The sequence below is a fragment of the Conyzicola nivalis genome, assembly GCF_040548875.1.
GTDB lineage: Bacteria > Actinomycetota > Actinomycetes > Actinomycetales > Microbacteriaceae > Conyzicola > Conyzicola nivalis_A.
The window spans coordinates 247834-269295 of the sequence record NZ_JBEPSJ010000001.1; the positions used below are offsets into that span (position 1 = coordinate 247834).

The following is a 21462-nucleotide window of genomic DNA, read 5'->3' on the forward strand; positions in this document are numbered from 1 at the left end:
TCGTCAGCGCCCGACGAACTCGGCCGGGGTGCGGCTGAGGAACGCCCGCATGCCGATCGCCGAGTCCTCGCTGCCCGCGAGACGCACGAGTGCGGGCTGCAGCCCGGCCTCGGCCGCGGCATCCGACTCCCGCACGGCGAGACGCGCGTTCGCCAGGGTGGCCTGCACGGCGAGGGGCGCCTGGGCGGCGATCCGTCGGGCGAGCTCGAGCCCGCGGGCGTACTGCTCGCCGTCGGCGACGACCTCCTGCACCAGTCCGATGCGCAGCGCCTCCGCGGCGTCGAAGAGGTCGCCGGTGAGCATCCAGCGCATGGCGTTGCCCCAGCCGACGGCACGGGGGAAGCGGATGGTCGCGCCGCCGAAGGGCAGGATGCCGCGGCTCACTTCGATCTGCCCGAACCGGGTGGATGCCGCGGCGACGGCGATGTCGGCCGAGAGCACGAGCTCGACGCCGAGGGTGAGGCAGGTGCCCTGCACGGCGATGACGACGGGCTTGCTGAGCGCGGTGCCCGACACCTGCCACGGGTTGATCCCGCCCTCCGCGGTGGTGTCGAGGCCGTCGGCGCCGATCCGCGGGGCGACGTCGGCGAGGTCGAGACCGCCGGTGAAGTGGTCGCCGTGCGCGTAGACGAGGGCGACCCGCAGCTCGGCGTCGTTCTCGAGTTCGGCGTAGGCGAGCGACAGCTCGTTCAGCAGCTGCAGGTCGGCGGCGTTGCGCTTCTCCGGCCGGTTGAGCCCGATGAGCAGCACGTGCCCGTCTCGGTCGATGGTGATGCGGGCCGGGGATTCGCTGCTCTGCGTCATGCGCACCAGCCTATGGTCGCTCCCGCTCGCGGCCACCCCGTCGACAGGTTGCGACAAGCCCCGCGGCGCGAACTCCCGGGTCGCACGTGCAAACCTACAAAACGGTGCGGCCGTCTACGAGGCGGTGAGCGCACCGATGATGCGCAGGATCGTGGGAAGGTCGTCGGATGCCTCGTCGGGGCTCGCCGGGGAGAATCCCGCGATGCTCGCCCCGGCCAGGCCGAAGCGGCCCTTCAGTGCGCGCACCCCGGCGACCAGCGCAGCGGGGGTCACCCCGAACGGCACGGGGTCGCTCAGCCCGAGCAGCTCGCCCGGGTCGAGCACGTCGAGGTCGATGTGGACGTAGACCGAGCCTGCGCCGGTGGCCTCGACGGCAGCGACCAGCGCAGCCGGGTCGGCGAGATCGTCGACCGTGAGCTGGCGGATGGCTGTGGCGGAGACGAACTCGTCTTCGCCCTCGTCGCTCGAGCGCACCCCGGCGAGCACGAGGCGCCCCGCGGCGAGCGGCGTGGCAGGAACGAGCGGGCCGATGCCGTCGCCGAGGAGGGTGCGCAGCACCATCCCCGAGAACGCCGCAGACGGCGAGCTCTCGAGCGTGTTCAGGTCGGGGTGGGCGTCGAACCAGATCACGGCGACGTCTCCGCCGGTGCGCTCGAGCGCGTGGTCGACCGCGGCCAGCGCCACGCCACAGTCGCCGCCGATCGTGAGCGCCCAGTCGTCGACATCGGCGAGCACCGCGAGGGTGCGGTCGCGCACGAGCTGCAGCGACCCCAGCCGGGGGAGCCCCGAGCCGAGCTCGTCGCCCGCCTCGAGCGGGACCTCGACGACGCGGGTGGAGCTTGCTGGGAGGTCGCCCCGGATCGCCTCGGCTCCGTCTGAGAGACGGAGAGCACGAGAAGATCCGGAGCCCTGCCACTGCGGGACTACGACAAAGGTTGCTGGCACCTACTCAGTATCACCGTTGCGGGTAGCCCGAGCGAGGTTCTGCGCGAGTTCTTCGGAGTTCTGGCGCACGCCGTAGGCCGGCTCATCACGTTCGAAACGCCAGCTGGTGTCGAGGTCGCCCGAGCTGACGGTGTCGTACCCGAACTCGTCGAACAGCGCGGTGATGAGCTCGATCGCGTCGGGGAAGTCGCTAGCCGTGGCCAGCGCGCGGCGGTTCGGGGTGCCGGCGGGAGTGCCGTCGGTCGCGATGTCGCTCGCCGTGATGTGGTTGAAGCCCTTGACGACCCTGCTCTCGGGCAGGTGCGCCTGCAGCAGCCCGGAGACCGTGGCTGTGCCGTCGTCGAGCTCGGGGATGCGGCCGTCGCGCTCGAAGTAGTAGTTGTTCGTGTCGATCACGATCTTGCCGGCGAGCTCGGACACGGGAACCTGCGTGTAGTTCTTGAGGGGCACGGTGACGACGGCGAAGTCGCCCGCCGCGGCGGCGTCGGCCGAGGTCGCGGCGCGGGCGCGCGGCCCCAGTTCGGCGACGAGATCGCCCAGCGTCTCCGGCCCGCGGGAGTTGCTGATCACGACGTCATACCCGAGCTTCACCGCCACGCGAGCTATCTGGCTGCCGATGTGTCCTGCTCCGATGATTCCGATAGTTGTCATGCGCGGGCCAACGACGCGTGACGACGGGAAATTCCCCCTTCGACAGGCTCAGGGACCGGACAGGCTCAGGGACCGCAGCGGTCGCTGAGCCTGTCGAAGCGTCGCCTGCTACTGCCCGAGCTGCCCCTGCGACGCGCTGCCGCCGGCGCCGAGCTTGAGGGCGGCGAGGCGGGCCTCGATCTCGGTCTGCTTGTCGAGGTCCTCGAGGCTTTCGAACTGGGCGTCGAGGCTGGATGCCGCGAGCTCCTGCTGTCCGAGAACCTTGGCCTCCTCGCGGCGGATCTTGTCTTCGAAGCGGCTGATCTCGCTCGTCGGGTCGAGCATGTCGATCGAGCCGATGGCCTCCTGCACCTGGCGCTGGGCGTCGACGGTCTTCGAGCGGGCGATAAGCTCGTCGCGCTTCGACGTGAGCTCGCCGAGCTTGCCGCGCATCGAGTCGAGACCGCTCTTGAGCTTGTCGACGACGAGGGTCTGCGAGGCGATGGTCGGCTGTGCGTCCTTGGCCTCCTTCTCGGCCTGGAACTGCTTGCCGAGGGCGACCTTGGCGAGGTTGTCGAACTTGTCGGCGTCGACGGCGTTGCCGCCGGAACGCAGCTCGTCTGCCTTCGAGCTCGCGGCGAGTGCCTTGCGGCCCCAGTCGTTCGCCGCGGCGACGTCTTCCTCGTAGTCCTGCTCGATGAGGCGCAGGTTGCCGATCGTCTGGGCGACGGCGCTCTCCGCCTCGGCGATGCTGTTGGTGTAGTCGCGCACCATCTGGTCGAGCATGAGGGCGGGATCCTCCGCCTGGTCGAGCATCGCGTTGATGTTGGCCTTGGCCAGTTGGGTGATGCGACCGAGGATGGACTGCTTAGCCATGGAGCTGCCTTTCGTTGGATGGATGGGTACTGTCGTGAAGTTTCTAGAAGCGGCCGCCGCCGCCGCGTCGGCCGCCGCGGGAGCCGCCGCTCGACCGCCGCGAGCTGCCGCCGAACCCGCCACCGCCGCCGGATCGGAAGCCGCCGGACCGCGAGCCGCCTGAGCGGCCGCCCGACCAGCCGCCACCGCCGCCCCAGCCGCCGCCCCCGCCGCCCATGCCGCTGGAGAGCAGGCCGCCGAGGATGCCGCCGATGAGCGCGGTGGTGTCGATCCCGGCGGCCGGGCCGCCGAACCCGCCGCCGGTGGTGGAGCGGAAGTAGTCGACGTCGCCCTGGGCGAGCTCTGTGCCCTGCTGGGCGAGGCTCGAGGCGCGGTGCGCGGCCGACAGCGCGGCGACCGGATCGGGCCCGGCGAGCGCGGCCGCCTCGTCGAGCGCCTGCTGCGCCGCCGACAGCCGGGTGCGGGCCTCGGGGCCGATGCCGCCGCGCCGCGTCGACAGGTACTGCTCGCCGGCGGAGATCTGGGCGCGGGCGCCCGCCATCACGCGCTCCAGCGAGGAGCGTGCGCTCGCCTCCTGCTGCTGGCGGTCGCGCACACCGGTGAGCGCCTGCGCGAGAGTCTCGTCGAGTCGTTCGACGCGTTGCAGGGCGTCGATCGGGTCGCGGGCGCTGTCGGGGAGGATGGCGTCCAGCGCCGTGCTCGTCGCCTCGATCGTGGGCGCGAGGTCGCTCGATGCCGCACGCGCCTCGGCCAGGTCGCGGTGCAGCTCGTCGACGGCGGCCGCGAGGGCGGTCTGCGCCGCCGCGAGCTCGGAGGAGAGGGCGTCGACGGCGTCGAGCAGCTGCCCTGCCTGCGCGATGCTCGACTGCGCGGCCCGCACCGCGACGGCGGACGAGCCGGTGCCGCGGCCGGCCGGTGTACTACCGCCGGCCGGCGTAGCGCTGCCGTTCGAAGAACCGCCGCCCGCGAGAGCCGACCGGGCGGATGCCGCGGTGGTGGCGGCGAGCGAGAGCAGGGTGCGCGCCTGCGCGGCATTGCCCGCGACTGTGGCGATGGTGCTCGGGGCGTACCGGGCGGCGAGGTCGGCCGTCGTGGTCTCGGCGGCGGCGACTCGGGCTTCGAGGGCGCGAGCCGAGGCATCCACCGAATCGAGGATGGCGGGGGCGTTCTTCTCGATCTCACGCAGCGCGTCGAACGCGTCCGCCTGGGCGTCGAGGTCGGCGTCGGCCTTCTCGGCGAGCTCGATGACGCGCAGGGTGAGTGCGCGCTTCTCCTCGGGGGTCTCGGGGAAGGCGTCGTCGAGCTTCTGGCGGATCGAGAACGCCTCTCCCACCGCCGTCTTGGCCGCGGCGAGGGCGGCCCTGAAGTCCTTGGTCGCGTCGTCGCCGAACTGGGCGACGGCGAAACCGACCTCCTGCTCGCTGGTGCGCAGCGAGTCGTCGACCTCGACGAGGAGGCTCGAGGCCTTGGCGTCGAGCTGCTGCTGGGTGAGCTGCCCCGCCGGCAGTGACGTCTCGCCGGCCTTCCTGCGCCGGGCGGCCCGCACCAGCAGGTAGACGAGCGCGCCGCCGACCGCCGCGACGAGGATCAGAACGATGGGCCAGAGCGGCAGGCTCCCCGAGTCGTCGCCCTTGCCCGCGAGACCGTCGGCGAAGGCGATCGCGGCGTCGGCCCAGTTGTCGTCGCGCAGCTCGGGGATCAGTGCGTTCTGTTCGATCTCCGCGAGGTCGGAGTCGCTCAGCGGAAACGCCTCGGCGACCGACACCTGGTAGAGGCGGTCTTCGGTCGCGATGGCGAGCAGCGCGTCCTTGTCGCCGAGCCCGCTGATCGTGGCGGTCGTGTCGGCCCAGTCCGCGGCGCTCGAAGCGCCGGTGAACGAGTCGACGTAGACGACGAACAGCTGGATGCCGGTGTCGTTGTAGAGGGAGTCGAGCGAGGCGACGATGCGGTCTTCGTCGCCCGTGACGACCCCCGCCTGGTCGAGCACGTAGGCACCGCCCAGATCGACCGGATCCTCGGCGTGCGCCGCCGGTGCGAGGGCCATCAGACCGACGAGCAGCGAGACGCCCACCACGATTCGCGACTTCATCGGTTCTCTCCTCGGCCGTTGCCAGCTAGTTGAGGAGATTCTATCGACTTGTCTGCGACGCCTTCCTGAGTGTTGCGTCAGCCGATGCGCACCGACCGGGTCGGGCCGGTCACGAGCTCGGCGTTTCCGTCGACCGTGACGTCTGTCGCCGCCGACACCTGGTACTCGCCGGGGGCCACGGGAGGCAGATCGTCGCGGAAGGCCTCGGCCGTGTCGTCTTCGACGGCGCAGACGACCGGGGTGAAGGATGCCGCGTAGTCGAGCGATTCGCCGGGTGCGAGGGTCACATCCTGCAGCATCATGATCGTCGGTCCGTTGCTGTGCCAGAGCACGATGCCGTTCTGCGACAGCGTGATCGCCGGGTTGGCCGGCGAGTAGCCGACGACCGGCTCCGTTCCCGTGTTCGTCAGGGTCGCCGTTCCGGTGACCGGGGCGGTACCCGCGGGTGCGTCGGGGAAGTCGACGGTGAGCACGAGGCCGGTAGGGCTGGGAGCGACCTCGGCCAGCGGTCCGCCGCACAGGTTGATGCGGTCGGCGGGAGCGCGCTTGATCCCGGAGGACAGGTCGTCGCCCTCCATCGTCTCGCCGGTGGCTTCACGCCCGTCGGCCGGCGAGTCGTATGCCTGGCCCTGCTCGGCCGTCGTCGCGACCTGGCTCGTGGACTGCACGCCCGACGGGCCGAACTCGTTCACGGCGACGAAGCCGATGCCGCCGACGGCGAGCGTGAAGGCGCCGCCGATCCCGACCTGGGCGGGCAGTCGGCGGCGCTTGCTGCGCCGGATGACCGACTGCACGTCGATCCGGCGGCCGGGGGCCTCGGGGGCGCGGAACAGGTCGCGGAGATTCGGTTCAGTTGCCATTGCGTGCTCCCAGTGCGGTCGTCGGTCGGTCGGTCGATGTCGTGGGCGTCGCACGCGTCGTGTGCGGCTCGGGTTCTGCGAGCGAGATCGCCATCTTCGCGAGCCCGTCGCTGAGGTAGCGCTTGACCGTGCCCGGGCTGAGCTCGAGCGTCGCGGCGATGTCGTCGACCTTGAGGTCGTCGTAGTAGCGCAGCACGAGACACGCGCGCTCGCGTGGGGTGAGCTTCTGCAGCTCCTCGTGCAGGTCGATGCGCGACTCGGTGTCGCCCGAGCTCGACTCGGCGACCTCCGCGGTCGCGGTGAGGTGCGCGATCTTGCGCCAGCGCGTCGTTCGTCTGCCGCGGTCGATGTGCGTGTTCAGGATGGCGCGGCGCACGTATCCCTCGGCGCTGTCCACCGAGAAGCCGTTGCGCAACCGGCCGAAGGTCTTCACGAGGGCGTCCTGCACGAGGTCGGCGGCGTCGTCCTGACTGCCGCAGACGAAGTACGCGTAGCGGGTGAGGGCGTCGCCGCGCTCGGCAACGAGCCGGCTCACCACGTTCTCCCAGTGCGGGGAATCCACTGCTGCCTGCGACACGGTTCTGCCTCCTGGGATAGGTCTCTATCTTCCAAGACGCACGACGTGCGCAGAACGTTGTGCTACTTCAGCCGCAACCGCAGCTCGAGCAGCTGGCGGGTCAGCGCCGCGGGCACCCGGCCGCCGAACGTGTCGAAGAACTCGCCCACGCCGTCGACCTCCCGCGAGTAGGCGGCGGCGTCCACCTCGAACAGCTTCTCCCAGTCGCCGGGGGCGAGGTCGAGGTCGTCGACGGGGATACCGCCGGGCGCCGGCAGCAGGCCGATCGGGCTCTCCTCGGCGGGGGCGGTGCCGTCGACCCGGTCGAGGATCCAGGCGAGCACGCGCGCGTTCTCGCCGAATCCGGGCCAGAGGAAGCGGCCGTCGTCGTCTTTGCGGAACCAGTTGACCTGGAAGACGGCGGGCGCGTGCTCGAGCTTCGCCCCCACTTCGAGCCAGTGGGCCCAGTGGTCGGCCATGTTGTACCCGCAGAACGGCGCCATGGCGAAGGGGTCGCGGCGCAGCTCCCCGATGGTGCCTTCGGCGGCCGCGGTGCGTTCGCTCGAGATGGTGGCGCCCAGGTAGACGCCGTGCTCCCAATCCCGTGCCTCCACCACTAGCGGCACGGTGCTCGCGCGGCGGCCGCCGAAGATTATCGCGTCGATGACGACGCCGCTGGGGTCGTCCCAGTCGTCCGCGATGGTCGGGCACTGCCGTGCCGCGACCGTGAAGCGGGAGTTGGGATGCGCCGCGGGGGTCGACGACGTCGGCGTCCAGTGCTCGCCGCGCCAGTCGACCAGGTGCGCGGGCGCCTTGTCGGTCATGCCCTCCCACCACACGTCGCCGTCGTCGCGCAGTGCGACGTTCGTGAAGATGGTGTTGCCCCACAGGGTGTCGATCGCCACGGGGTTGGTCGTCACGCCGGTTCCGGGAGCGACCCCGAAGAAGCCCGCCTCGGGGTTGATGGCGCGCAGGCGGCCGTCGGCATCCGGGCGCAGCCAGGCGATGTCGTCGCCGATGGTCTCCACGCTCCAGCCGGGGATGGTGGGCTGCAGCATCGCCAGATTCGTCTTGCCGCACGCGCTCGGAAACGCGGCGGCGACGTGGAACACCCGGCCCTGCGGATTGGTGACCTTGATGATGAGCATGTGCTCGGCGAGCCAGCCCTCGTCGCGCGCCATGACCGAGGCGATGCGCAGCGCGAACGCCTTCTTCGCGAGCAGCGCGTTGCCGCCGTAGGCCGAGCCGAACGACCAGATCTCCCTCGTCTCGGGGAAGTGCGAGATGTACTTGGTCTCGTTGCACGGCCACGGCACGTCGGCCTCGCCCGGCTCGAGCGGGGCGCCCACGGAGTGGACGGCGGGCACCCACTGGGTGTCGTCGTCGATGAGTTCGAGCGCGGCCGAGCCCATGCGCGTCATGATGCCGGTGGAGACGACCACGTAGGGGGAGTCGGTGACCTGCACGCCGAGTTTGGCCAGCGGCGACCCGAGCGGGCCCATCGAGAACGGCACGACGTACATCGTGCGGCCGCGCATGCTGCCGGCGAAGAGCGGCTCGAGCGTGGCGCGCATCTCCGCCGGGTCGCGCCAGTTGTTCGTGGGACCGGCGTCGGCCTCGTCGGCGGAGCAGATGAAGGTCCGGTCCTCGACGCGGGCGACGTCGCTCGCGTCTCCCCGGGCGAGGAAGCTTCCCGGCCGGAACTCGGGGTTGAGCTGAGTCAGCGTGCCCGACTCGACCATGAGGTGGGTGAGCGCGTCGTTCTCACGCAGCGACCCGTCACACCAGACGACGGCGTCGGGCGTGGTGAGGGCGGCGATCGAATCGACCCAGGCGACGACGGATGGCGCGGCCTCGGCCGGAGCGCCGGGTGCGAGCCGCGCGACCTCGCGGGGCCGGGGCGCGATCACGGGTGTCGGTGCGGTGCGGGTGAGGATGCTCATCGTCGTTCCCATCTGAGTGTGGCGCCGGTAAATTTGCTCGTAGTTATATGGTGGCGCGGTTATGGGGGTTAAATACGTAGAAAGTATTGGAAAGATGGCCACTTCTTTCGCTAGATTCGAAGAATGAAGGATCTTGCGACACTGGGCCACCGCATCCGCCATTTCCGGGTCGCCGCCGGACTGACGCTCGACCAGCTGGGTGTCGCCGTGAATATCGCGGGCAGTCAGCTGTCGCTCATCGAGAACGGGCGGCGTGAGCCCCGGCTGAGCCTCATCTCGGCGATCGCCGCGGCCCTCGGCGTGCAGGTGGGCGACCTCCTCGACGACGCCCCGCCGAGCGAGCGGGCCGGGCTGGAGATAGAGCTCGAGCGGCTCCAGCGCGGCAGCCTGTACGCGTCGCTCGGCCTGCCCGTCGTGAGACCGGGCAAGGGGGTCGCCGACGAGACTCTCACCGCGCTCGTCGGCCTGCACCGGGAGCTGGCGCGACGTTCGCGCGAGGCCATCGCCACGCCCGAGGAGGCGCGGCGCTCCAACACCGAGCTGCGCCAGCGCATGCGGTCGCTCGACAACCACCTCGCCGACATCGAGGACCTCGCCGAGGCGGAGGTCGCCGCCGTGGGCCACGTCGGCGGCGCACTGACCCACCGGTCGGTGACTCGGATGGCCGAGCGTCTCGGCTTCGAGCTGGTGCACGTGGGCGACCTGCCGCATTCCGCTCGCTCGGTCACCGACCTCGACAACGGGCGCATCTACCTGCCGCCCGCGTCGATTCCCGGCGGGCACGGGCTACGGTCGATGGCGTTGCAGGCCATGGCGCACCGGCTGCTCGGGCACGCGGAGCCGGCGAGCTACGCCGACTTCCTGCAGCAGCGGCTCGAGATCAACTACTTCGCCGCGGCGTGCCTCATGCCCAGGCGGCAGGCGGTGGCGTTCCTGAGCGAGGCCAAGCGCAACCACGACATCGCGGTCGAGGACTTCCGCGACGCGTTCGGCACGACGCACGAGAGCGCGGCCCTGCGGTTCACGAACCTCGCGACGGCCTACCTCGACATGGAGGTGCACTTCCTGCGGGTCGGCGACGATGGCGCGGTGTACAAGGCGTATGAGAACGACGGCCTGCGGCTTCCCGTCGACGTCACCGGCTCGACTGAGGGGCAGTTCGTCTGCCGGCACTGGAGCGCCAGGGTCGCGTTCCAGCGAACCAACCGCACCACCGAGTTCTACCAGTACACCGACACTCCCGAGGGGACGTTCTTCGACTCGACGCAGACCGGCACCACGAGCGCGGGGGAGTTCTCCATCACCGTCGGGGTGCCGTTCGTGCACTCGACCTGGTTCCGCGGGCGGGAGATCACCAACCGGCTGTCGTCGACCTGCCCCGACGAGGCGTGCTGCCGCCGTCCGGATGCGACGCTGTCGCAGCGCTGGTCGGGACGCGCCTGGTCGAGCGCCAAACTGCACGCGCACATCCTGTCGCCGCTGCCGTCGGGCACCTTCCCGGGCGTCGACGACCAGGAGCTGTACGAGTTTCTCGACCGGCACAGCGCCGACGCCGGTCGCTGAGGCTGTCGGAGCGTTCTCGGGGTCGGCCCTTCGACAGGCTCAGGGACACCTTCGACAGGCTCAGGGACCGGTCGGCGCGAAGTGCCTGGCCGCCGCGGCGCCCGCCTCGCGCAGCCAGGGCGTGGGCTCCGCGATGGCCGCCTCGACCGAGCCCGCGAGCTCGACGAGCGACACGGTCCACACCGGCTCGCCGTTCACCACGGCGGTCGTCGTGACCTGGCCGGCGATCACGCCCGGCCGCACCGCCCGCTCCTCGGCTCGTTGCAGCAACTGCCCGACGACTTTTCCGCCGAGCGACTGCGAATCGAACCTGCCCTCGCCGAGGATGAGCACGTCGGCGCCGTCGACTGCGGCGCCCAGGCCGCTGAGCACGGCGAGGTAGTCGGCTCCGGACTCGAGCGTCGCTCCCCACACCGCGGAGAGCCCGAATCCGGTGCCTCCCGCCGCGCCGGCTCCCGGCAGCTCCGGGTCGCCGCCCAGCACCAGGGCGAACCGGGCGAGGGCGGCGTCGAGCGTGGCGACGTCGTGTTCCGTCGCGCCCTTCTGCGGGCCGAAGACCGCGGCGGCCCCGGTCGGGCCGAGCAGGGGAGCGGTGACGTCGCTGAGCAGGGTGACCCCGCCGGCTGGCGCGGCCATGAGGGCGGAGCGGTCGGCGTGTGCGAGGTGGGCGAGAGCGCCGCCGCCGTCGGGCAGCACCGACCCCGAGTCATCCGTGAGCCGGAGTCCGAGAGCGGCCAGCGCGCCCGCGCCGCCGTCCGTCGATGCCGAGCCGCCCAGCCCGATGACGAGCGACGTCGCACCGGCCTCGAGCGCCGCGCGGATCACCTCGCCGAGGCCGCGCGTCGACGCGCCGAGCGGATCGGGGGAGTGCATGAGCGGCAGACCGCTCGACGAGGCCAGTTCGACCACGGCTGCGCCGCTCGGCAGCTGCAGCCATTCGCCGGGGGTGGGGCGTCCGTCGGGGCCGGTGACGAGCCCCGCCGAGCGGCGCACCGAGCCGGGAACCGCCGACTCGATCGCGTCGACCGTGCCCTCGCCGCCGTCGGCCTGCGGCACGAGGATGAGGTCGTCGTCGGGGCTGACGGATCTCCACCCGGCCGCGATCGCGTCGGCGACCTCGCGGGCCGAGAGCGACCCCTTGAACGAATCCGGGGCGATGACAATCGACGGCGACATGCTCGCCAGCGTATCGGAGGCATCGCGCATCCGTAGCTCGCCGCCGGATTGGCTGTGCGCCACGCGCCGGGTTGACTAGAATCGCAGCATGAACGTCATCGCCTTCGTCGTGTCCCTTGGTCTTTTCGTCGGAGGAATCCTGTTGATGGGTTACGCCTTCGAAATCGAGGGGTTTGAATTCGCGGCATTCCTCGCCGGAATCCTCATCACGAGCGCGGGTGTGGCTCTGCCCATTCACGTGCTGAAGCGCATCGACGGCTAACGCAACAATCGACCGAGGGAGTCACACATGGCTGACAAATCGCCCAAGAAGTCCACGCCCAAGACGGCTGCCGGCAAGTCGCTGAAGGAAAAGCGCGCCGACAAGAAGGCCAAGGCCGGTTCGAAGGACCGCTAACACCCGAATGCCCGGAACTCCCCGCTCAGTGCGAGGGGTTCCGGGCATTCGCGCGTCCGGGCCCGCTGAGACGGTCAGCGCTGAGACGGTCAGCGCTGAGACGGTCAGCGCTCGATCACCGTCATCGGCCGGACGTTCTGATTCAGCCGGAACAGGTTCGCGGGGTCCCACTCGCCCTTGATCGCGGCGAGCCTGTCGTAGTGATCGCCGAACGAGGCGCGCATGAGCGACGTGCCCTCCTCCTGGAAGCCCGCGAAGTTCAGGTAGCGCGTTCCGTCGGAGTACGGGGCGAGCGCCGTGACCAGTCCGCGCACCCACGCGATGTTCTTCGCGTCGTCGTGGGCGTCGACCCAGTTCGCCTCCGGGTTCACGAGGAACGCCGCCTTCGAGGTCGTGAACGCCCCGTCGACGGGATGCGCGGCTGCGCCGCCGACGTGCCACACGTCGACGGTGCTCAGCCGGGAGGCCGGCATCGTCGCGGTCGCCGTGATGAGGTCGATCGCCGTGTCGTTGAGCTCCACGATGTTCGTCGACTTCCAGTAGTAGCGTCCGCCGTCGGGGTAGTCGGCGTCGAATGCCTTCTGCACCTCGGTGTACGGCATGGTGCCCGACGCGTCGTACAGCGGCTCGCCGAACTTGCGCAGCGGGCGGAGGAGCCGCTCGCCCTCCTCCGGGTCGCCGACGAACATGCCGGCGAAGGCGATGAACGGCCGACCCGCCGTACCGGGCGGGAAGCCGGGCGCCCCGTCTTCGACGACCCCCAGCAGCGCGACGAGACTCACGTTGTTCGGGGCCGTCGCGCAGAAGTGCCGGAACGCCCGCAAGCCGCGGGTCGCGCCGCTGTGGCGCGCGTCGTGGAAGGCGAGCAGGAAGAACACATCGGGACCGACGGCGTGCAGCCGGAAGGTGAAGCGGGTGACGACTCCGAAGTTTCCGCCGCCGCCGCGCAGCGCCCAGAGCAGGTCGGGGTAGCTGCGCGAGTCGACGTCGAGAACCTCCGAGTCGGCCGTCACGAGCTCCGCGCCGATGAGGCTGGCGCAGGTGAGCCCGTAGGCGTTGCGCAGCCAGCCGTAGCCGCCGCCCAGGGCGAGCCCGGCGACCCCGGTACGGGAGAACACCCCGCCGGGAACCGCCAGTCCGTGCTGCTGCGTGGCCGCGTCCACCTGCCCCCAGGTGGCGCCCGCACCCACTTGCACGCTGCGGGAGTCGGTGTCGACGGCCACCTCGTTCAGCGCGGCCAGGTCGAGCACTATGCCGTCGTCGACGGTTCCGTGGCCGGCGACGTTGTGCCCGCCGCCGCGAACCGCCACGGGGACGTCGTTGGCCCGGGCGAAGCGGATGCCGGCGGTGACGTCCGCAGTCGAGTCACAGCGGAGGACGGCGAGCGGGCGGCGGTCGATGATGCCGTTCCAGACCCGTCGTGCCTCGTCGTAGGCGGGAGCCCCGGGAAGGATCAGCTCCCCGTCGATCGCGGCTCGTAGTTCTTCGAGTTCTTGATCAAGCATGACGACCTCGTGCACCTCTGGGGGCGTCGCTGCCCCGCGTCAGTGTCACTGTAAGCACGTCTCATCGGCGTGGACAACCCGTTGTGCCGGCGTGCACGGCGGCGCGACTACGGCAGCAGCGACGCCGCGGTGCGCACCATCTCCTGGAGCACATCGGCGGCGTGGTCGCCCCGCGCGAGCGGGCTCGACTGGCCGGCCCACAGCGACATGAGGTCGGTGACCCCGCGCTCGGCGGCGGTCGGACGAAACTGGCCGGTGAGCCAGTTCTGCACCGGGAAGGGCGCCGGCTCCGCGGCATCCGTGATCCTCGTCGGTATGCCACGGGCCAGCCGGCCGCTGAGGGCGCGAGTGAGCACCGTGCGGCCGGCGCGGTTGCGCAGCGCATCGCGATACGCCGGCACGGCGGCCGACTCCTCGGTGGCGAGGAACGCCGAACCGACCTGAGCCGCGTGGGCCCCGAGTGTGAGTGCGGCGGCGAGTCCGCGCCCGTCGGCGATGCCGCCCGCGGCGACGACCGGTACGCGCACGGCGTCGGCGACCTGCGGCACGAGCGCGAAGGTGCCCACGAGCGACTCTTCGGCCGCACGCAGGAACGACGGCCTGTGCCCGCCCGCCTCCATGCCGCTGGCGACGACCGCGTCGACGCCGCCGCTCTCGAGAGCGACCGCCTCGTCGACCGTCGTGGCGGCGCCGACGACGACGATGCCCAGCTCGTGCGCGCGATCGACGACGTGGGCGGGCGGAACCCCGAAGACGAAGCTGAGAACAGCGGGCCGTGCGTCGAGGGCCGCCTCAATCTGCTCGTCGAACGTCGGGAGGTAGCGCTCGGGCATCGCCGGCAGCGGCAGGTCGAGCTCGTCGAAGTAGGGGCGCAGCGCCTCGGCGTAGGCGTCGAACTCGTCGGCGGACACCCGCAGCGTGTCCGAGCCGTCGAGGGGAAGCCAGAGATTGAGGGCGAAAGGCCGGTCGGTGGCCGCCGCCAGCAGCGCCGCGGTCTCCCGGATGCGATCGGCCGGGTAGCCGTAGAGGCCGAACGAACCGAGACCGCCGGCGTCGCTCACGGCGGCGGCGAGACGCACCGACGACATACCGCCGAAGGGTCCGAGCACCACGGGAACCTCGATTCCGAAGAGTCGGGTCGCCGGTGTGGGTGCGAGGGTGTCGGCCATGCTGGGATTCTAGCGACGGGGGGCCGAGACGCGGTGGTGAAGGCGCGGTGTTGAATGGTGGGATGTCATCGACTCACCACACCCTGCGGCCGAGCACTCCCGCCGACGCCGCGTGGATCGCCGAACTTCGGGCCGAGGTGATGCGCCCCGATCTGGAGCGACTCGGCCGCTTCGACCCGGTGTGGGTTCGGGAGCGTTTCCTCCGCGCTTTCGCCGTGGAGCACACGCGGGTGATCGAGATCCACGGCGAGGCGGTCGGCTCGGTGGCGGTGCGCCGCGAGCCGGGGGAGCGCTGGATCGAGCACTTCTACCTCGCGACGCGCCACCAGGGCAGCGGGGTCGGCAGCGCGGTGCTTCGCTCGCTGTTGGACGAGTCGCCTGACGACCTGCCGTTCCGTCTCAACGTCCTGCAGGGCAGCGCAGCCCGTCGCCTCTACGAGCGCCACGGCTTCGTCTTCGAACGGGAGGACGAGATCGACGTCTTCCTCGTCAGGCCGTCTGCGCGGCCGGCCTAGGAGTCGCTCCGCGAGCCGAGGGAGCCGACTACTACCGTGGCGTCGAGCCGCTTCGAGGCGACGATCCGGGGTTCCAGCCCCGCGTCTCGCATGATGCGGGCTGTGAGGCCCGCCTGCGCACCGCTCGTCTCGACGAGCAGCACCCCGTGCGACGAGAGCCAGAGCGGTGCCTCCGCGGCGATGCGCCGTTGAACGTCGAGTCCGTCGCCGCCACCGTCGAGCGCCATCCGCGCCTCGAACCGACGAGCCTCGACCGGCATGAGCGGGATCGCCTCCGTCGGCACGTACGGCGCATTCGCGACCAGCACGTCGACACCGCCTCGCAGCGTCGCGGGCAGCGCCTCGAACAGGTCGCCCTCGAACACCGCGTCGGGCGGCAGGTTGCGTCGGGCGCAGCGCACGGCCGCCGGGTCGAGGTCGGCAGCGAACAGGTGCACTCCGTCGACAGCGGCCGCGATGGCCGCGCCGACCGCGCCGGCGCCGCAGCACAGGTCGACCACGGTGTCCCCCGGACGCACGATCCCGATCGCGGCGCGGGCGAGCAGCTCGGTGCGGCGCCGTGGCACGAAGACGCCGGGATCGAGCAGAATCCGCGAGCCGAGAAACCCGACCCAGCCGAGCACGTGTTCCAGCGGACGGCCCGACTCCCGCAGAGCGACGAGTCGTTCCACCTCGGCGGGCGAGTGCGCCTGTCGCGCGATCAGGCGTGCCTCGTCTTCCGCGAAGACGCAGCCGGCGGCACGCAGCCGGGCGACGAGGTCGCGCGGCCGCACTCTCGGCGATGAGGCGGGCATAGGGCCTCATCGTATTCCAGCATGTCGCCGCTTCGCGAGGACGCCGCCCGTGCGCCACTACGATCTAGTACATGAGCGATTATTCACCGGTTCCGCCGCCCGCCCCCGCCTACCAGAACGCCTACGCCGTTCAAGCGAAGACGAACGTCCTCGCCATCATCTCGCTGATCGCCGCCTTCGTGATGCCGGTCGCGGCCATCGTCACGGGTCACATCGCGATGTCGCAGATCCGCCGCACGGGCGAGCAGGGCGAGGGTCTCGCCAAGGCCGGCCTCATCCTCGGCTACGTGTTCACGTCTCTCGGCGTGCTGTTCGTGATCGCGTACATCCTGTTCTTCGTCGTTCTGATCGCGACACAGGGCGGCAGCAGCAGCTACTAACGGTCGCTACGAGCGGGGTGCGGATGCGGCCTGGGCCGCGCGCATCCCGCTCGACCCGAGAACGCGGTCGACGGCGATGCGGATGACCACGCGCTGCGGGTTCGGCTGCGGCTGACGGTAGCGTTCCGCGTAGAGGTTCTCCGCGAGGGTGATCGCGTCTCGTCCACGCTCGATCACAGCGGTTCCGACGAAGCTGATCCAGCGCGCGCCGTCGACCTGCCCCACCGTCGCGCGGGAATCTCGCTCCACATTGCGCACCTTCTGGCTGCCGTCGCGCGTGATGATGCGCACGACCCCGTCGTGCACCGTGAAGCCCACCGCTACCTGATGGATGGTCCCGTCGCGCGCGACGGTGGACAGCATGGCGAGATGGCGGTCCGCGACGAACTGCAGTGCGTCGGGCGAGAGGTCTGTGGTCACCAGCCCAATCTTGCCAGTGCGCAAGCCGCTTCGTCGCCGTCGGCCTGCGGTTCTACACTCGATGAGGCTCACTCAGTCGGTCCGTCGCACACGTGGAGGCTTCTATGCTCGCTCGAATTCTCGGACTCACAACGGTCGGCGCGGCCGTGATCGTCGCGGTCGGCGGGTGCGCGTTGCTGCCCGACGCCGGCCCGCCCGTGACGCGCGAGCAGCGGGTCGGCGAGGCGTCGGCGGTCATGCTGCGCACCTCGGGCGACCTCGTCGTAACCCGGGGAGACGCCGCGAGCCTCACCACCACCGCGAGCGAGCGCGCGTTCGAGGCGTTGACCTTCGAGGTCGTCGACGGCGTTCTTATGCTCGACAGCGACGGGCCCATGATGCCGGGGCTCGGCCGAGTGCGGTACGAGCTCACCCTGCCGCAGCTGGACTCGATCGGAGTGGAGGGGTCGGGCGACGTCGAGGCGGACTTCTCCGGCGCTCGCGAGGTCGAGATCGAAATCCGAGGCTCGGGAGACGTCACGGGAGACTCGCTAGAAGCCGACAGCGTCGTCGTGTCCGTCTCCGGATCGGGCGACGTGCGGCTCAGCGGCGAGACGGCGGAGCAGTCGGTGACCATCCGCGGCTCCGGCGACTACCTGGGGCGCGGACTGACGAGCGACACTGCCACCATCAGCATCGCGGGCTCCGGCGACGCCGAGGTGCACGCGACCGACACCCTCGACGTGTCGATCGCCGGCAGCGGGTCGGTGCGGCACACCGGCGGCGCCCGAGTCGACTCCGACGTGGCCGGGTCTGGCGACGTGTCGGAGTTCTAACCGGACCGATCCGTCGTCTTCGACCAGTAGCATTCCCGTGAGCGCCCGTCCGGGGCGTCGACACGGGGGAGTTCAGCGCATGGCGGTTCAGCGCGAGCGGATCGTCAGGCAGCGTCGTTCGGCCGGAGACGCGCTCGCCCTGCCCGTGTGCCTGACCTGGGCCGTGGCCCAGCTCGCCGCGATCGCCTTCGCCCTTCCCACCGCCGCGTGGGCGGCACCAGGCCTCGTCGCCGGAGTGCTCTCGCTGATGCTGCGCAGGAGACGCGAGTCGATCGTCTACTTCTGGGTCGCCGTACTGTTCTTCGTGCTGTTTATGCTGACGGGGGACCCCTTCGGGGCCTGACTAGGGCGGGCGCCTTGCGCTCGCGACGGGCATAGACCAGAGCGCGCTCGCTCGACAGGGCGAGCAGCAGCAGGATGTCGAGCGCGAGTCCCGGCAGGTTGGTCTGCAGCGTGATCCCCGGTCCGCCCTGCACGACGTTCGCCGCCTGGGCGAGGATCGCGACGGTGCTGAGCGCCATGGCCGCGAGCCTCGCCCAGTTGCGCCCGAGCAGCACCGCCCAGGCCAGCCCGAGCTCGGCCGCCGCGAACAGCACGAGAATGCCCACAACCGTCCAGAACGCGACCGTGCGCTCGCCCCCCGCCGGGACGACCGCGAGGTCGGACGCGAACGCGGCGGGCGACACGAGCAACGAGATCGCGAGATAGAGGGCGAACAGGCCGCGCACGAAGACGAACGCCGCGCCGATCACGGTGGGCGCGGGGCGGCGGTCCCGGCTGTCGGTCGTGAAGTCCACGTGCGCGGCGATCGGCCCGCGCACGTGCCGCAGGTCGACGACGGGCAGGTTGCCGTCGGTCGCGATGGCATCGCCGCCGCCGTTGCGGGCGTGGTAGCCCGTCGAGAAGTCCTCGATGACGTCGACGACCACCGCCGGGTTGGCTGCCTCGATGCTGCTGACGACGTGATCGCGCTCCGCGTCGGTGTTCGCGTCGATCTTGTGCGTGACCTGCAGGGTGAACAGCGACAGGCCGACGCTGCGGTCGTACGTTCCGGCCGCCAGCCACTCCGCGTCCCGGCCTCCCGGAAGCTTCCACCCTGCTGGGCAACGCCAGAACCGTACGTGATGCCGCCTGCCCGGGGAGCCGTCGACCTCCTGCTGATAGGCGAAGTCCTGCTTGCGGGTGAAGAGCAGCAGCGGGCTGACCGGCGCCTCGAGATAGCTGCGCCGCAGCAGAGTGGATGTCACGATCCGCCAGCCCGTCGCGACGGACAGGTCGTCGGCCATCGTCCACCCCGCCCGCGACATGACCTCGTGCACCTGCGACTCGGTGCCGAGCAGGGCCAGGTTCACCGGGTCGCCGAGCAGCCCGTCGCTCGTACGCGCCCGGCCGATGAAGTACTCGGGCACGTAGATCCGCGTGAGGATGCGGTGCAGGCGCGGCAGCACGAGATACGCGAGAAACATCCAGAACACCACTATGACGGCGATCTGCCACCAGCCGAAGTCGAAGCTGTCCCAGAACACGAGGGCGGCGAGCCAGACGGCGGCGGCCCCGCCGAACACGAAGAACGCCCAGTCGAGCGCGCTGTCGAAGGCCTGGCGTACTGCTCTTCTGCGGCTCTCCACGATGTGAACGTAGCGTCAGTCGCGGCTCGGCGCGAGGGGGAGACCGCCGTCAGGCGGTCGCCCGTGCGTCAGCGGGTGCGCGAGCGCTCCTCGATGATCGCGACGATTCGCGCGCGGGCCTCGCCGGGCGACGACGAGTCTGGGCCGCGCAGGGCGAGGGCGCTCCCGGCGAGGGCGTCGGCCGCTCCGACGATGCTGCCGCGCACGTTCTCGAGAAGCTCGGGGAAGGCGGTGAACGCCCGGTCGGCGAACTCACTGACGCGCTGCAGCTCGGTCGAAGTGCGCTCGCGGTGGTAGATGTCGTTGCGGATGCGAGCCAGTCGCAGCTCGAACGTCGTCTCGCGGTCTTGCACAGTCATGCGTTCCCCCTCGAACCCATACCCAACAACTTCTCGTGTTCACATAATGGACTATCCGACGCTGCCGGGCAACAACCGGGCCGCTGTAGCCCGGCGCGGGTGAGTCGTGCGCGACGGCTGCATTGCATCATGAGTGCCGACGAGAGGAGGCCACAGATGATCGACAGCCGCAGTGCCGAGAAGAGCGCGGGCTGGTGGGGGGCATTCGCCGGCCTCATCACCGCCGTCCTCGTCGCGTTCCCGGTCTCGACTGCATTCGCCTTCGCGACACAGCCGGCGACTCAACGGCTGTTCGGCGGGCGGCTGGAGGAGGCGTCGCAGGCCGGCTATGTGGCCTTCTGGTGGATAGTCACCCTCCTCTTCGCCTCCCTGCCCTTCATCGTGGGGTTCGGCATCGCCAAGCTGTCCGACCGCGGCATCAGAGTGCTCGTCGCCGTCGTCGCGGTGGTCGTCATCGCCATCGTCGTTCTCGGGCAGCTGTTCGTCTACTAGCCCACGCACCGTGCGATGCTTTTCGCATGGCTGCCGCACACCCCGAGCTCCGCACATCGTTCACCGACCGGGCTCTGATCGACGATTCGGCGGCGGGATCGACCACCATCGGGCTCGGCGGGCTCCTCGCCAGACGCGGCCACCGCGCTCGTCGGGCGCGGGTGCCGGGTTCCGCCGCGGTGCGCGGATTCCGGTGGCGACTCGTCGACGTCTTCTCCCAGACCTGGTGGCCGCAGGGCGTCGCGGTAGGGGAGCACGACGGCGGGCCGGTCGTGATCACCAGCTGGTTCGCCCAGCGCAGACGCGGCCGCGACATGGGTTCGCGCATCAGCGTGATCGACCTGCGCGATGAGAGACGCCCGCGCTACCACCATGTGCTGCTGGTGTCGCCCCGACGCGGCGGATACGACCCGGTCGTGGTGCACGCCGGGGGCATCGTCATCGCCGGAGATCGCCTGCTGGTGTCGGCGACCCTGGGCGGCATCCGCGAGTTCCGCCTCGGCGACCTCGTCCGGGCGCCGTCCCGCGGCCTGCTGCGGCGGTCGGCCGGGCCGTTCGGCTACCGCTACCTGTTGCCGGAGTTCGCGAGCCACCGCCCGCCGAAGGACGCAGACGCGGGGCGGATGCGGTACTCGTTCATCGCTGCCGAGACCAGCACCCGCGAAGAGCACGAGGCCGAGGTGCTGCGCATCGTGGCCGGCGAGTACGCGAAGCACGACCGTCGGCGCCTGGCCCGGCTCAGCGTGCGGGGCGACGTGACGACGATCGACGAGACACATGTTCCCGGCATCGCCGAGATGCAGGGCGTGGCCGTGCACGACGGCCGCTGGTTCGTGAACGCGAGCCGCGGCGACAAGCTCGGCGCCGACCTGTGGGTGGGGACACCCGACGCGATGGTCCGACACGAGGGGGTGCTGCCGCCGGGTCCGGAGGACCTCGCCGTGTGGCCCGAGCGCGGCGAGCTGTGGTCGGTCACCGAGTTTCCCGGAAAACGCTGGATCTACGCCGTCGATCTCGCCCGCTTCGGCGAAGAGCGGGCCTGAGCCGTGCGCGACGTGATACTCCCGCTCGCCTCCGGTCCGGTGATCCTGCGCCGAGCGACCGCCGACGACCTGCCGGCCATCATCTCGCTTCTCGCCGACGACCCGATAAGTGCGGCTCGCGGCGACGTGGCCGGCAGCGGCGACCTGCCGGCCTACGAGCGCGCATTCGCCGCGATCGACGTCGATCCCGCGCAGCAGCTGCTCGTCGTGGCATCCCATGCCGGCGACGTTCTCGGCACCATGCAGCTGACGACCATTCCCGGACTGGCGCGGGTCGGGGCGTCTCGGCTGCAGATCGAAGCGGTGCGTGTGCGATCCGACCAGCGCGATCGCGGCATCGGCGGTGCGATGATGCGCTGGGCGGTCGCCGAGGCGCCCGCGCTCGGCGCGAAGCTCGTGCAGCTCACCTCCGATGCGGCACGCGTCGACGCCCACCGGTTCTACGAGCGACTCGGCTTCACCGCTTCGCACGTCGGTTTCAAGTACACCGTTCCCGACTGACC

General features: G+C 70.8%; 24 protein-coding genes and 1 pseudogene. 10 read left to right on the forward strand and 15 right to left on the reverse strand.

Annotation, left to right across the window (positions count from 1 at the left end; genetic code table 11):
* Window positions 1-3 precede the first annotated feature (3 nt).
* From ABIE21_RS01225 to ABIE21_RS01250, 6 genes are all read right to left on the reverse strand, one after another.
* On the reverse strand, window positions 4-804 hold the full coding sequence (locus tag ABIE21_RS01225; RefSeq protein WP_354022965.1) for a crotonase/enoyl-CoA hydratase family protein: 801 nt from the start codon (window positions 802-804) through the stop codon (window positions 4-6).
* Window positions 805-918: 114 nt separating this feature from the next.
* Window positions 919-1749: an arginase family protein gene (locus tag ABIE21_RS01230; RefSeq protein ID WP_354022966.1), complete on the reverse strand. Its 831-nt coding sequence runs from the start codon at window positions 1747-1749 to the stop codon at window positions 919-921.
* Window positions 1750-2400 (reverse strand): NADPH-dependent F420 reductase, encoded by a 651-nt coding sequence (locus ABIE21_RS01235; protein WP_354022967.1) that lies wholly within the window; start codon window positions 2398-2400, stop codon window positions 1750-1752.
* Between the two features lie 108 nt (window positions 2401-2508).
* The gene (locus tag ABIE21_RS01240; RefSeq protein WP_354022968.1) at window positions 2509-3255 is read right to left on the reverse strand and encodes a PspA/IM30 family protein; all 747 of its coding nucleotides are present in this window, start codon (window positions 3253-3255) and stop codon (window positions 2509-2511) included.
* A gap of 43 nt (window positions 3256-3298) precedes the next feature.
* Window positions 3299-5344 carry a TPM domain-containing protein gene (locus ABIE21_RS01245; RefSeq protein ID WP_354022969.1) on the reverse strand — a complete coding sequence of 682 codons (2046 nt, stop codon included), beginning with the start codon at window positions 5342-5344 and terminating at the stop codon, window positions 3299-3301.
* A 77-nt stretch (window positions 5345-5421) separates the two neighbouring features.
* Window positions 5422-6204: a hypothetical protein gene (locus ABIE21_RS01250; protein ID WP_354022970.1), complete on the reverse strand. Its 783-nt coding sequence runs from the start codon at window positions 6202-6204 to the stop codon at window positions 5422-5424.
* On the opposite strand from ABIE21_RS01250, the gene ABIE21_RS01255 reads away from it, so the two are divergent.
* On the forward strand, window positions 6204-6323 hold the full coding sequence (locus ABIE21_RS01255; protein WP_354024380.1) for a hypothetical protein: 120 nt from the start codon (window positions 6204-6206) through the stop codon (window positions 6321-6323). The genes ABIE21_RS01250 and ABIE21_RS01255 overlap by 1 nt on opposite strands.
* Here the strand turns inward: ABIE21_RS01255 and ABIE21_RS01260 are convergent.
* Both ABIE21_RS01260 and ABIE21_RS01265 read right to left on the reverse strand, forming a co-directional pair.
* A pseudogene (locus ABIE21_RS01260) lies at window positions 6305-6781 on the reverse strand (RNA polymerase sigma factor); the annotation flags it as partial. The gene ABIE21_RS01255 and the pseudogene ABIE21_RS01260 sit on opposite strands and share 19 nt — an antisense overlap.
* 62 nt (window positions 6782-6843) lie before the next feature.
* Window positions 6844-8703: a phosphoenolpyruvate carboxykinase (GTP) gene (locus ABIE21_RS01265; protein WP_354022971.1), complete on the reverse strand. Its 1860-nt coding sequence runs from the start codon at window positions 8701-8703 to the stop codon at window positions 6844-6846.
* A 123-nt stretch (window positions 8704-8826) separates the two neighbouring features.
* On the opposite strand from ABIE21_RS01265, the gene ABIE21_RS01270 reads away from it, so the two are divergent.
* Entirely contained in the window at window positions 8827-10266 is a 1440-nt protein-coding gene (locus ABIE21_RS01270) for a helix-turn-helix domain-containing protein (protein WP_354022972.1), read from the forward strand.
* 60 nt (window positions 10267-10326) lie between these two features.
* Here the strand turns inward: ABIE21_RS01270 and ABIE21_RS01275 are convergent, their stop codons facing one another.
* Window positions 10327-11442 carry a glycerate kinase family protein gene (locus ABIE21_RS01275; RefSeq protein WP_354022973.1) on the reverse strand — a complete coding sequence of 372 codons (1116 nt, stop codon included), beginning with the start codon at window positions 11440-11442 and terminating at the stop codon, window positions 10327-10329.
* An 88-nt stretch (window positions 11443-11530) separates the two neighbouring features.
* On the opposite strand from ABIE21_RS01275, the gene ABIE21_RS01280 reads away from it, so the two are divergent.
* Window positions 11531-11704 (forward strand): hypothetical protein, encoded by a 174-nt coding sequence (locus ABIE21_RS01280; protein WP_354022974.1) that lies wholly within the window; start codon window positions 11531-11533, stop codon window positions 11702-11704.
* 239 nt (window positions 11705-11943) lie between these two features.
* Here ABIE21_RS01280 and ABIE21_RS01285 read toward each other — a convergent pair whose 3' ends face one another.
* On the reverse strand, window positions 11944-13344 hold the full coding sequence (locus ABIE21_RS01285) for an FAD-binding oxidoreductase (protein WP_354022975.1): 1401 nt from the start codon (window positions 13342-13344) through the stop codon (window positions 11944-11946).
* A gap of 107 nt (window positions 13345-13451) precedes the next feature.
* Window positions 13452-14513, reverse strand: coding sequence for an NAD(P)H-dependent flavin oxidoreductase (locus ABIE21_RS01290; RefSeq protein WP_354022976.1), 1062 nt, complete (start codon window positions 14511-14513; stop codon window positions 13452-13454).
* 62 nt (window positions 14514-14575) lie between these two features.
* Between ABIE21_RS01290 and ABIE21_RS01295 the strand changes: the two genes are divergently transcribed.
* Window positions 14576-15028: a GNAT family N-acetyltransferase gene (locus ABIE21_RS01295; RefSeq protein WP_354022977.1), complete on the forward strand. Its 453-nt coding sequence runs from the start codon at window positions 14576-14578 to the stop codon at window positions 15026-15028.
* Here ABIE21_RS01295 and ABIE21_RS01300 read toward each other — a convergent pair.
* A complete protein-coding gene (locus tag ABIE21_RS01300; protein ID WP_354022978.1) occupies window positions 15025-15822 on the reverse strand; it encodes a putative protein N(5)-glutamine methyltransferase in 798 nt (265 codons plus the stop codon). The genes ABIE21_RS01295 and ABIE21_RS01300 overlap by 4 nt on opposite strands.
* A gap of 71 nt (window positions 15823-15893) precedes the next feature.
* On the opposite strand from ABIE21_RS01300, the gene ABIE21_RS01305 reads away from it, so the two are divergent.
* Window positions 15894-16202 (forward strand): DUF4190 domain-containing protein, encoded by a 309-nt coding sequence (locus tag ABIE21_RS01305; protein WP_354022979.1) that lies wholly within the window; start codon window positions 15894-15896, stop codon window positions 16200-16202.
* Window positions 16203-16208: 6 nt separating this feature from the next.
* Here ABIE21_RS01305 and ABIE21_RS01310 read toward each other — a convergent pair whose 3' ends face one another.
* On the reverse strand, window positions 16209-16622 hold the full coding sequence (locus ABIE21_RS01310; protein ID WP_354022980.1) for a pyridoxamine 5'-phosphate oxidase family protein: 414 nt from the start codon (window positions 16620-16622) through the stop codon (window positions 16209-16211).
* Window positions 16623-16726: 104 nt separating this feature from the next.
* Between ABIE21_RS01310 and ABIE21_RS01315 the strand changes: the two genes are divergently transcribed.
* Together ABIE21_RS01315 and ABIE21_RS01320 are read left to right on the forward strand one after the other, a co-directional pair.
* Window positions 16727-17437, forward strand: coding sequence for a head GIN domain-containing protein (locus ABIE21_RS01315; protein ID WP_354022981.1), 711 nt, complete (start codon window positions 16727-16729; stop codon window positions 17435-17437).
* A 79-nt stretch (window positions 17438-17516) separates the two neighbouring features.
* Window positions 17517-17780, forward strand: coding sequence for a hypothetical protein (locus ABIE21_RS01320; RefSeq protein WP_354022982.1), 264 nt, complete (start codon window positions 17517-17519; stop codon window positions 17778-17780).
* Here the strand turns inward: ABIE21_RS01320 and ABIE21_RS01325 are convergent.
* Window positions 17749-19065 (reverse strand): LssY C-terminal domain-containing protein, encoded by a 1317-nt coding sequence (locus ABIE21_RS01325; protein ID WP_354022983.1) that lies wholly within the window; start codon window positions 19063-19065, stop codon window positions 17749-17751. The two genes, ABIE21_RS01320 and ABIE21_RS01325, sit on opposite strands and share 32 nt — an antisense overlap.
* A gap of 68 nt (window positions 19066-19133) precedes the next feature.
* Window positions 19134-19424, reverse strand: coding sequence for a hypothetical protein (locus tag ABIE21_RS01330; protein ID WP_354022984.1), 291 nt, complete (start codon window positions 19422-19424; stop codon window positions 19134-19136).
* A gap of 156 nt (window positions 19425-19580) precedes the next feature.
* Between ABIE21_RS01330 and ABIE21_RS01335 the strand changes: the two genes are divergently transcribed.
* From ABIE21_RS01335 to ABIE21_RS01345, 3 genes are read left to right on the forward strand one after another with little or no spacing between them, the layout of a single operon-like run.
* Window positions 19581-19916 carry a hypothetical protein gene (locus tag ABIE21_RS01335; RefSeq protein ID WP_354022985.1) on the forward strand — a complete coding sequence of 112 codons (336 nt, stop codon included), beginning with the start codon at window positions 19581-19583 and terminating at the stop codon, window positions 19914-19916.
* A 26-nt stretch (window positions 19917-19942) separates the two neighbouring features.
* Window positions 19943-20959, forward strand: coding sequence for a hypothetical protein (locus ABIE21_RS01340; RefSeq protein ID WP_354022986.1), 1017 nt, complete (start codon window positions 19943-19945; stop codon window positions 20957-20959).
* Window positions 20960-20962: 3 nt separating this feature from the next.
* A complete protein-coding gene (locus ABIE21_RS01345; RefSeq protein ID WP_436232294.1) occupies window positions 20963-21460 on the forward strand; it encodes a GNAT family N-acetyltransferase in 498 nt (165 codons plus the stop codon).
* Window positions 21461-21462: the final 2 nt, after the last annotated feature.

What these genes read in the sequence shown, in the direction of transcription:
- ABIE21_RS01265 (WP_354022971.1), bottom strand. Translation starts at nt 8,703, where the DNA reads ATGAGCATCCTCACCCGCACCGCACCGACACCCGTGATCGCGCCCCGG.
- ABIE21_RS01315 (WP_354022981.1), top strand. Translation starts at nt 16,727, where the DNA reads ATGCTCGCTCGAATTCTCGGACTCACAACGGTCGGCGCGGCCGTGATC.
- ABIE21_RS01250 (WP_354022970.1), bottom strand. Translation starts at nt 6,204, where the DNA reads ATGGCAACTGAACCGAATCTCCGCGACCTGTTCCGCGCCCCCGAGGCC.
- ABIE21_RS01245 (WP_354022969.1), bottom strand. Translation starts at nt 5,344, where the DNA reads ATGAAGTCGCGAATCGTGGTGGGCGTCTCGCTGCTCGTCGGTCTGATG.
- ABIE21_RS01275 (WP_354022973.1), bottom strand. Translation starts at nt 11,442, where the DNA reads ATGTCGCCGTCGATTGTCATCGCCCCGGATTCGTTCAAGGGGTCGCTC.
- ABIE21_RS01305 (WP_354022979.1), top strand. Translation starts at nt 15,894, where the DNA reads ATGAGCGATTATTCACCGGTTCCGCCGCCCGCCCCCGCCTACCAGAAC.
- ABIE21_RS01235 (WP_354022967.1), bottom strand. Translation starts at nt 2,400, where the DNA reads ATGACAACTATCGGAATCATCGGAGCAGGACACATCGGCAGCCAGATA.
- ABIE21_RS01240 (WP_354022968.1), bottom strand. Translation starts at nt 3,255, where the DNA reads ATGGCTAAGCAGTCCATCCTCGGTCGCATCACCCAACTGGCCAAGGCC.
- ABIE21_RS01340 (WP_354022986.1), top strand. Translation starts at nt 19,943, where the DNA reads ATGGCTGCCGCACACCCCGAGCTCCGCACATCGTTCACCGACCGGGCT.
- ABIE21_RS01270 (WP_354022972.1), top strand. Translation starts at nt 8,827, where the DNA reads ATGAAGGATCTTGCGACACTGGGCCACCGCATCCGCCATTTCCGGGTC.
- ABIE21_RS01290 (WP_354022976.1), bottom strand. Translation starts at nt 14,513, where the DNA reads ATGGCCGACACCCTCGCACCCACACCGGCGACCCGACTCTTCGGAATC.
- ABIE21_RS01330 (WP_354022984.1), bottom strand. Translation starts at nt 19,424, where the DNA reads ATGACTGTGCAAGACCGCGAGACGACGTTCGAGCTGCGACTGGCTCGC.
- ABIE21_RS01280 (WP_354022974.1), top strand. Translation starts at nt 11,531, where the DNA reads ATGAACGTCATCGCCTTCGTCGTGTCCCTTGGTCTTTTCGTCGGAGGA.
- ABIE21_RS01225 (WP_354022965.1), bottom strand. Translation starts at nt 804, where the DNA reads ATGACGCAGAGCAGCGAATCCCCGGCCCGCATCACCATCGACCGAGAC.
- ABIE21_RS01295 (WP_354022977.1), top strand. Translation starts at nt 14,576, where the DNA reads ATGTCATCGACTCACCACACCCTGCGGCCGAGCACTCCCGCCGACGCC.
- ABIE21_RS01285 (WP_354022975.1), bottom strand. Translation starts at nt 13,344, where the DNA reads ATGCTTGATCAAGAACTCGAAGAACTACGAGCCGCGATCGACGGGGAG.
- ABIE21_RS01335 (WP_354022985.1), top strand. Translation starts at nt 19,581, where the DNA reads ATGATCGACAGCCGCAGTGCCGAGAAGAGCGCGGGCTGGTGGGGGGCA.
- ABIE21_RS01300 (WP_354022978.1), bottom strand. Translation starts at nt 15,822, where the DNA reads ATGCCCGCCTCATCGCCGAGAGTGCGGCCGCGCGACCTCGTCGCCCGG.
- ABIE21_RS01320 (WP_354022982.1), top strand. Translation starts at nt 17,517, where the DNA reads ATGGCGGTTCAGCGCGAGCGGATCGTCAGGCAGCGTCGTTCGGCCGGA.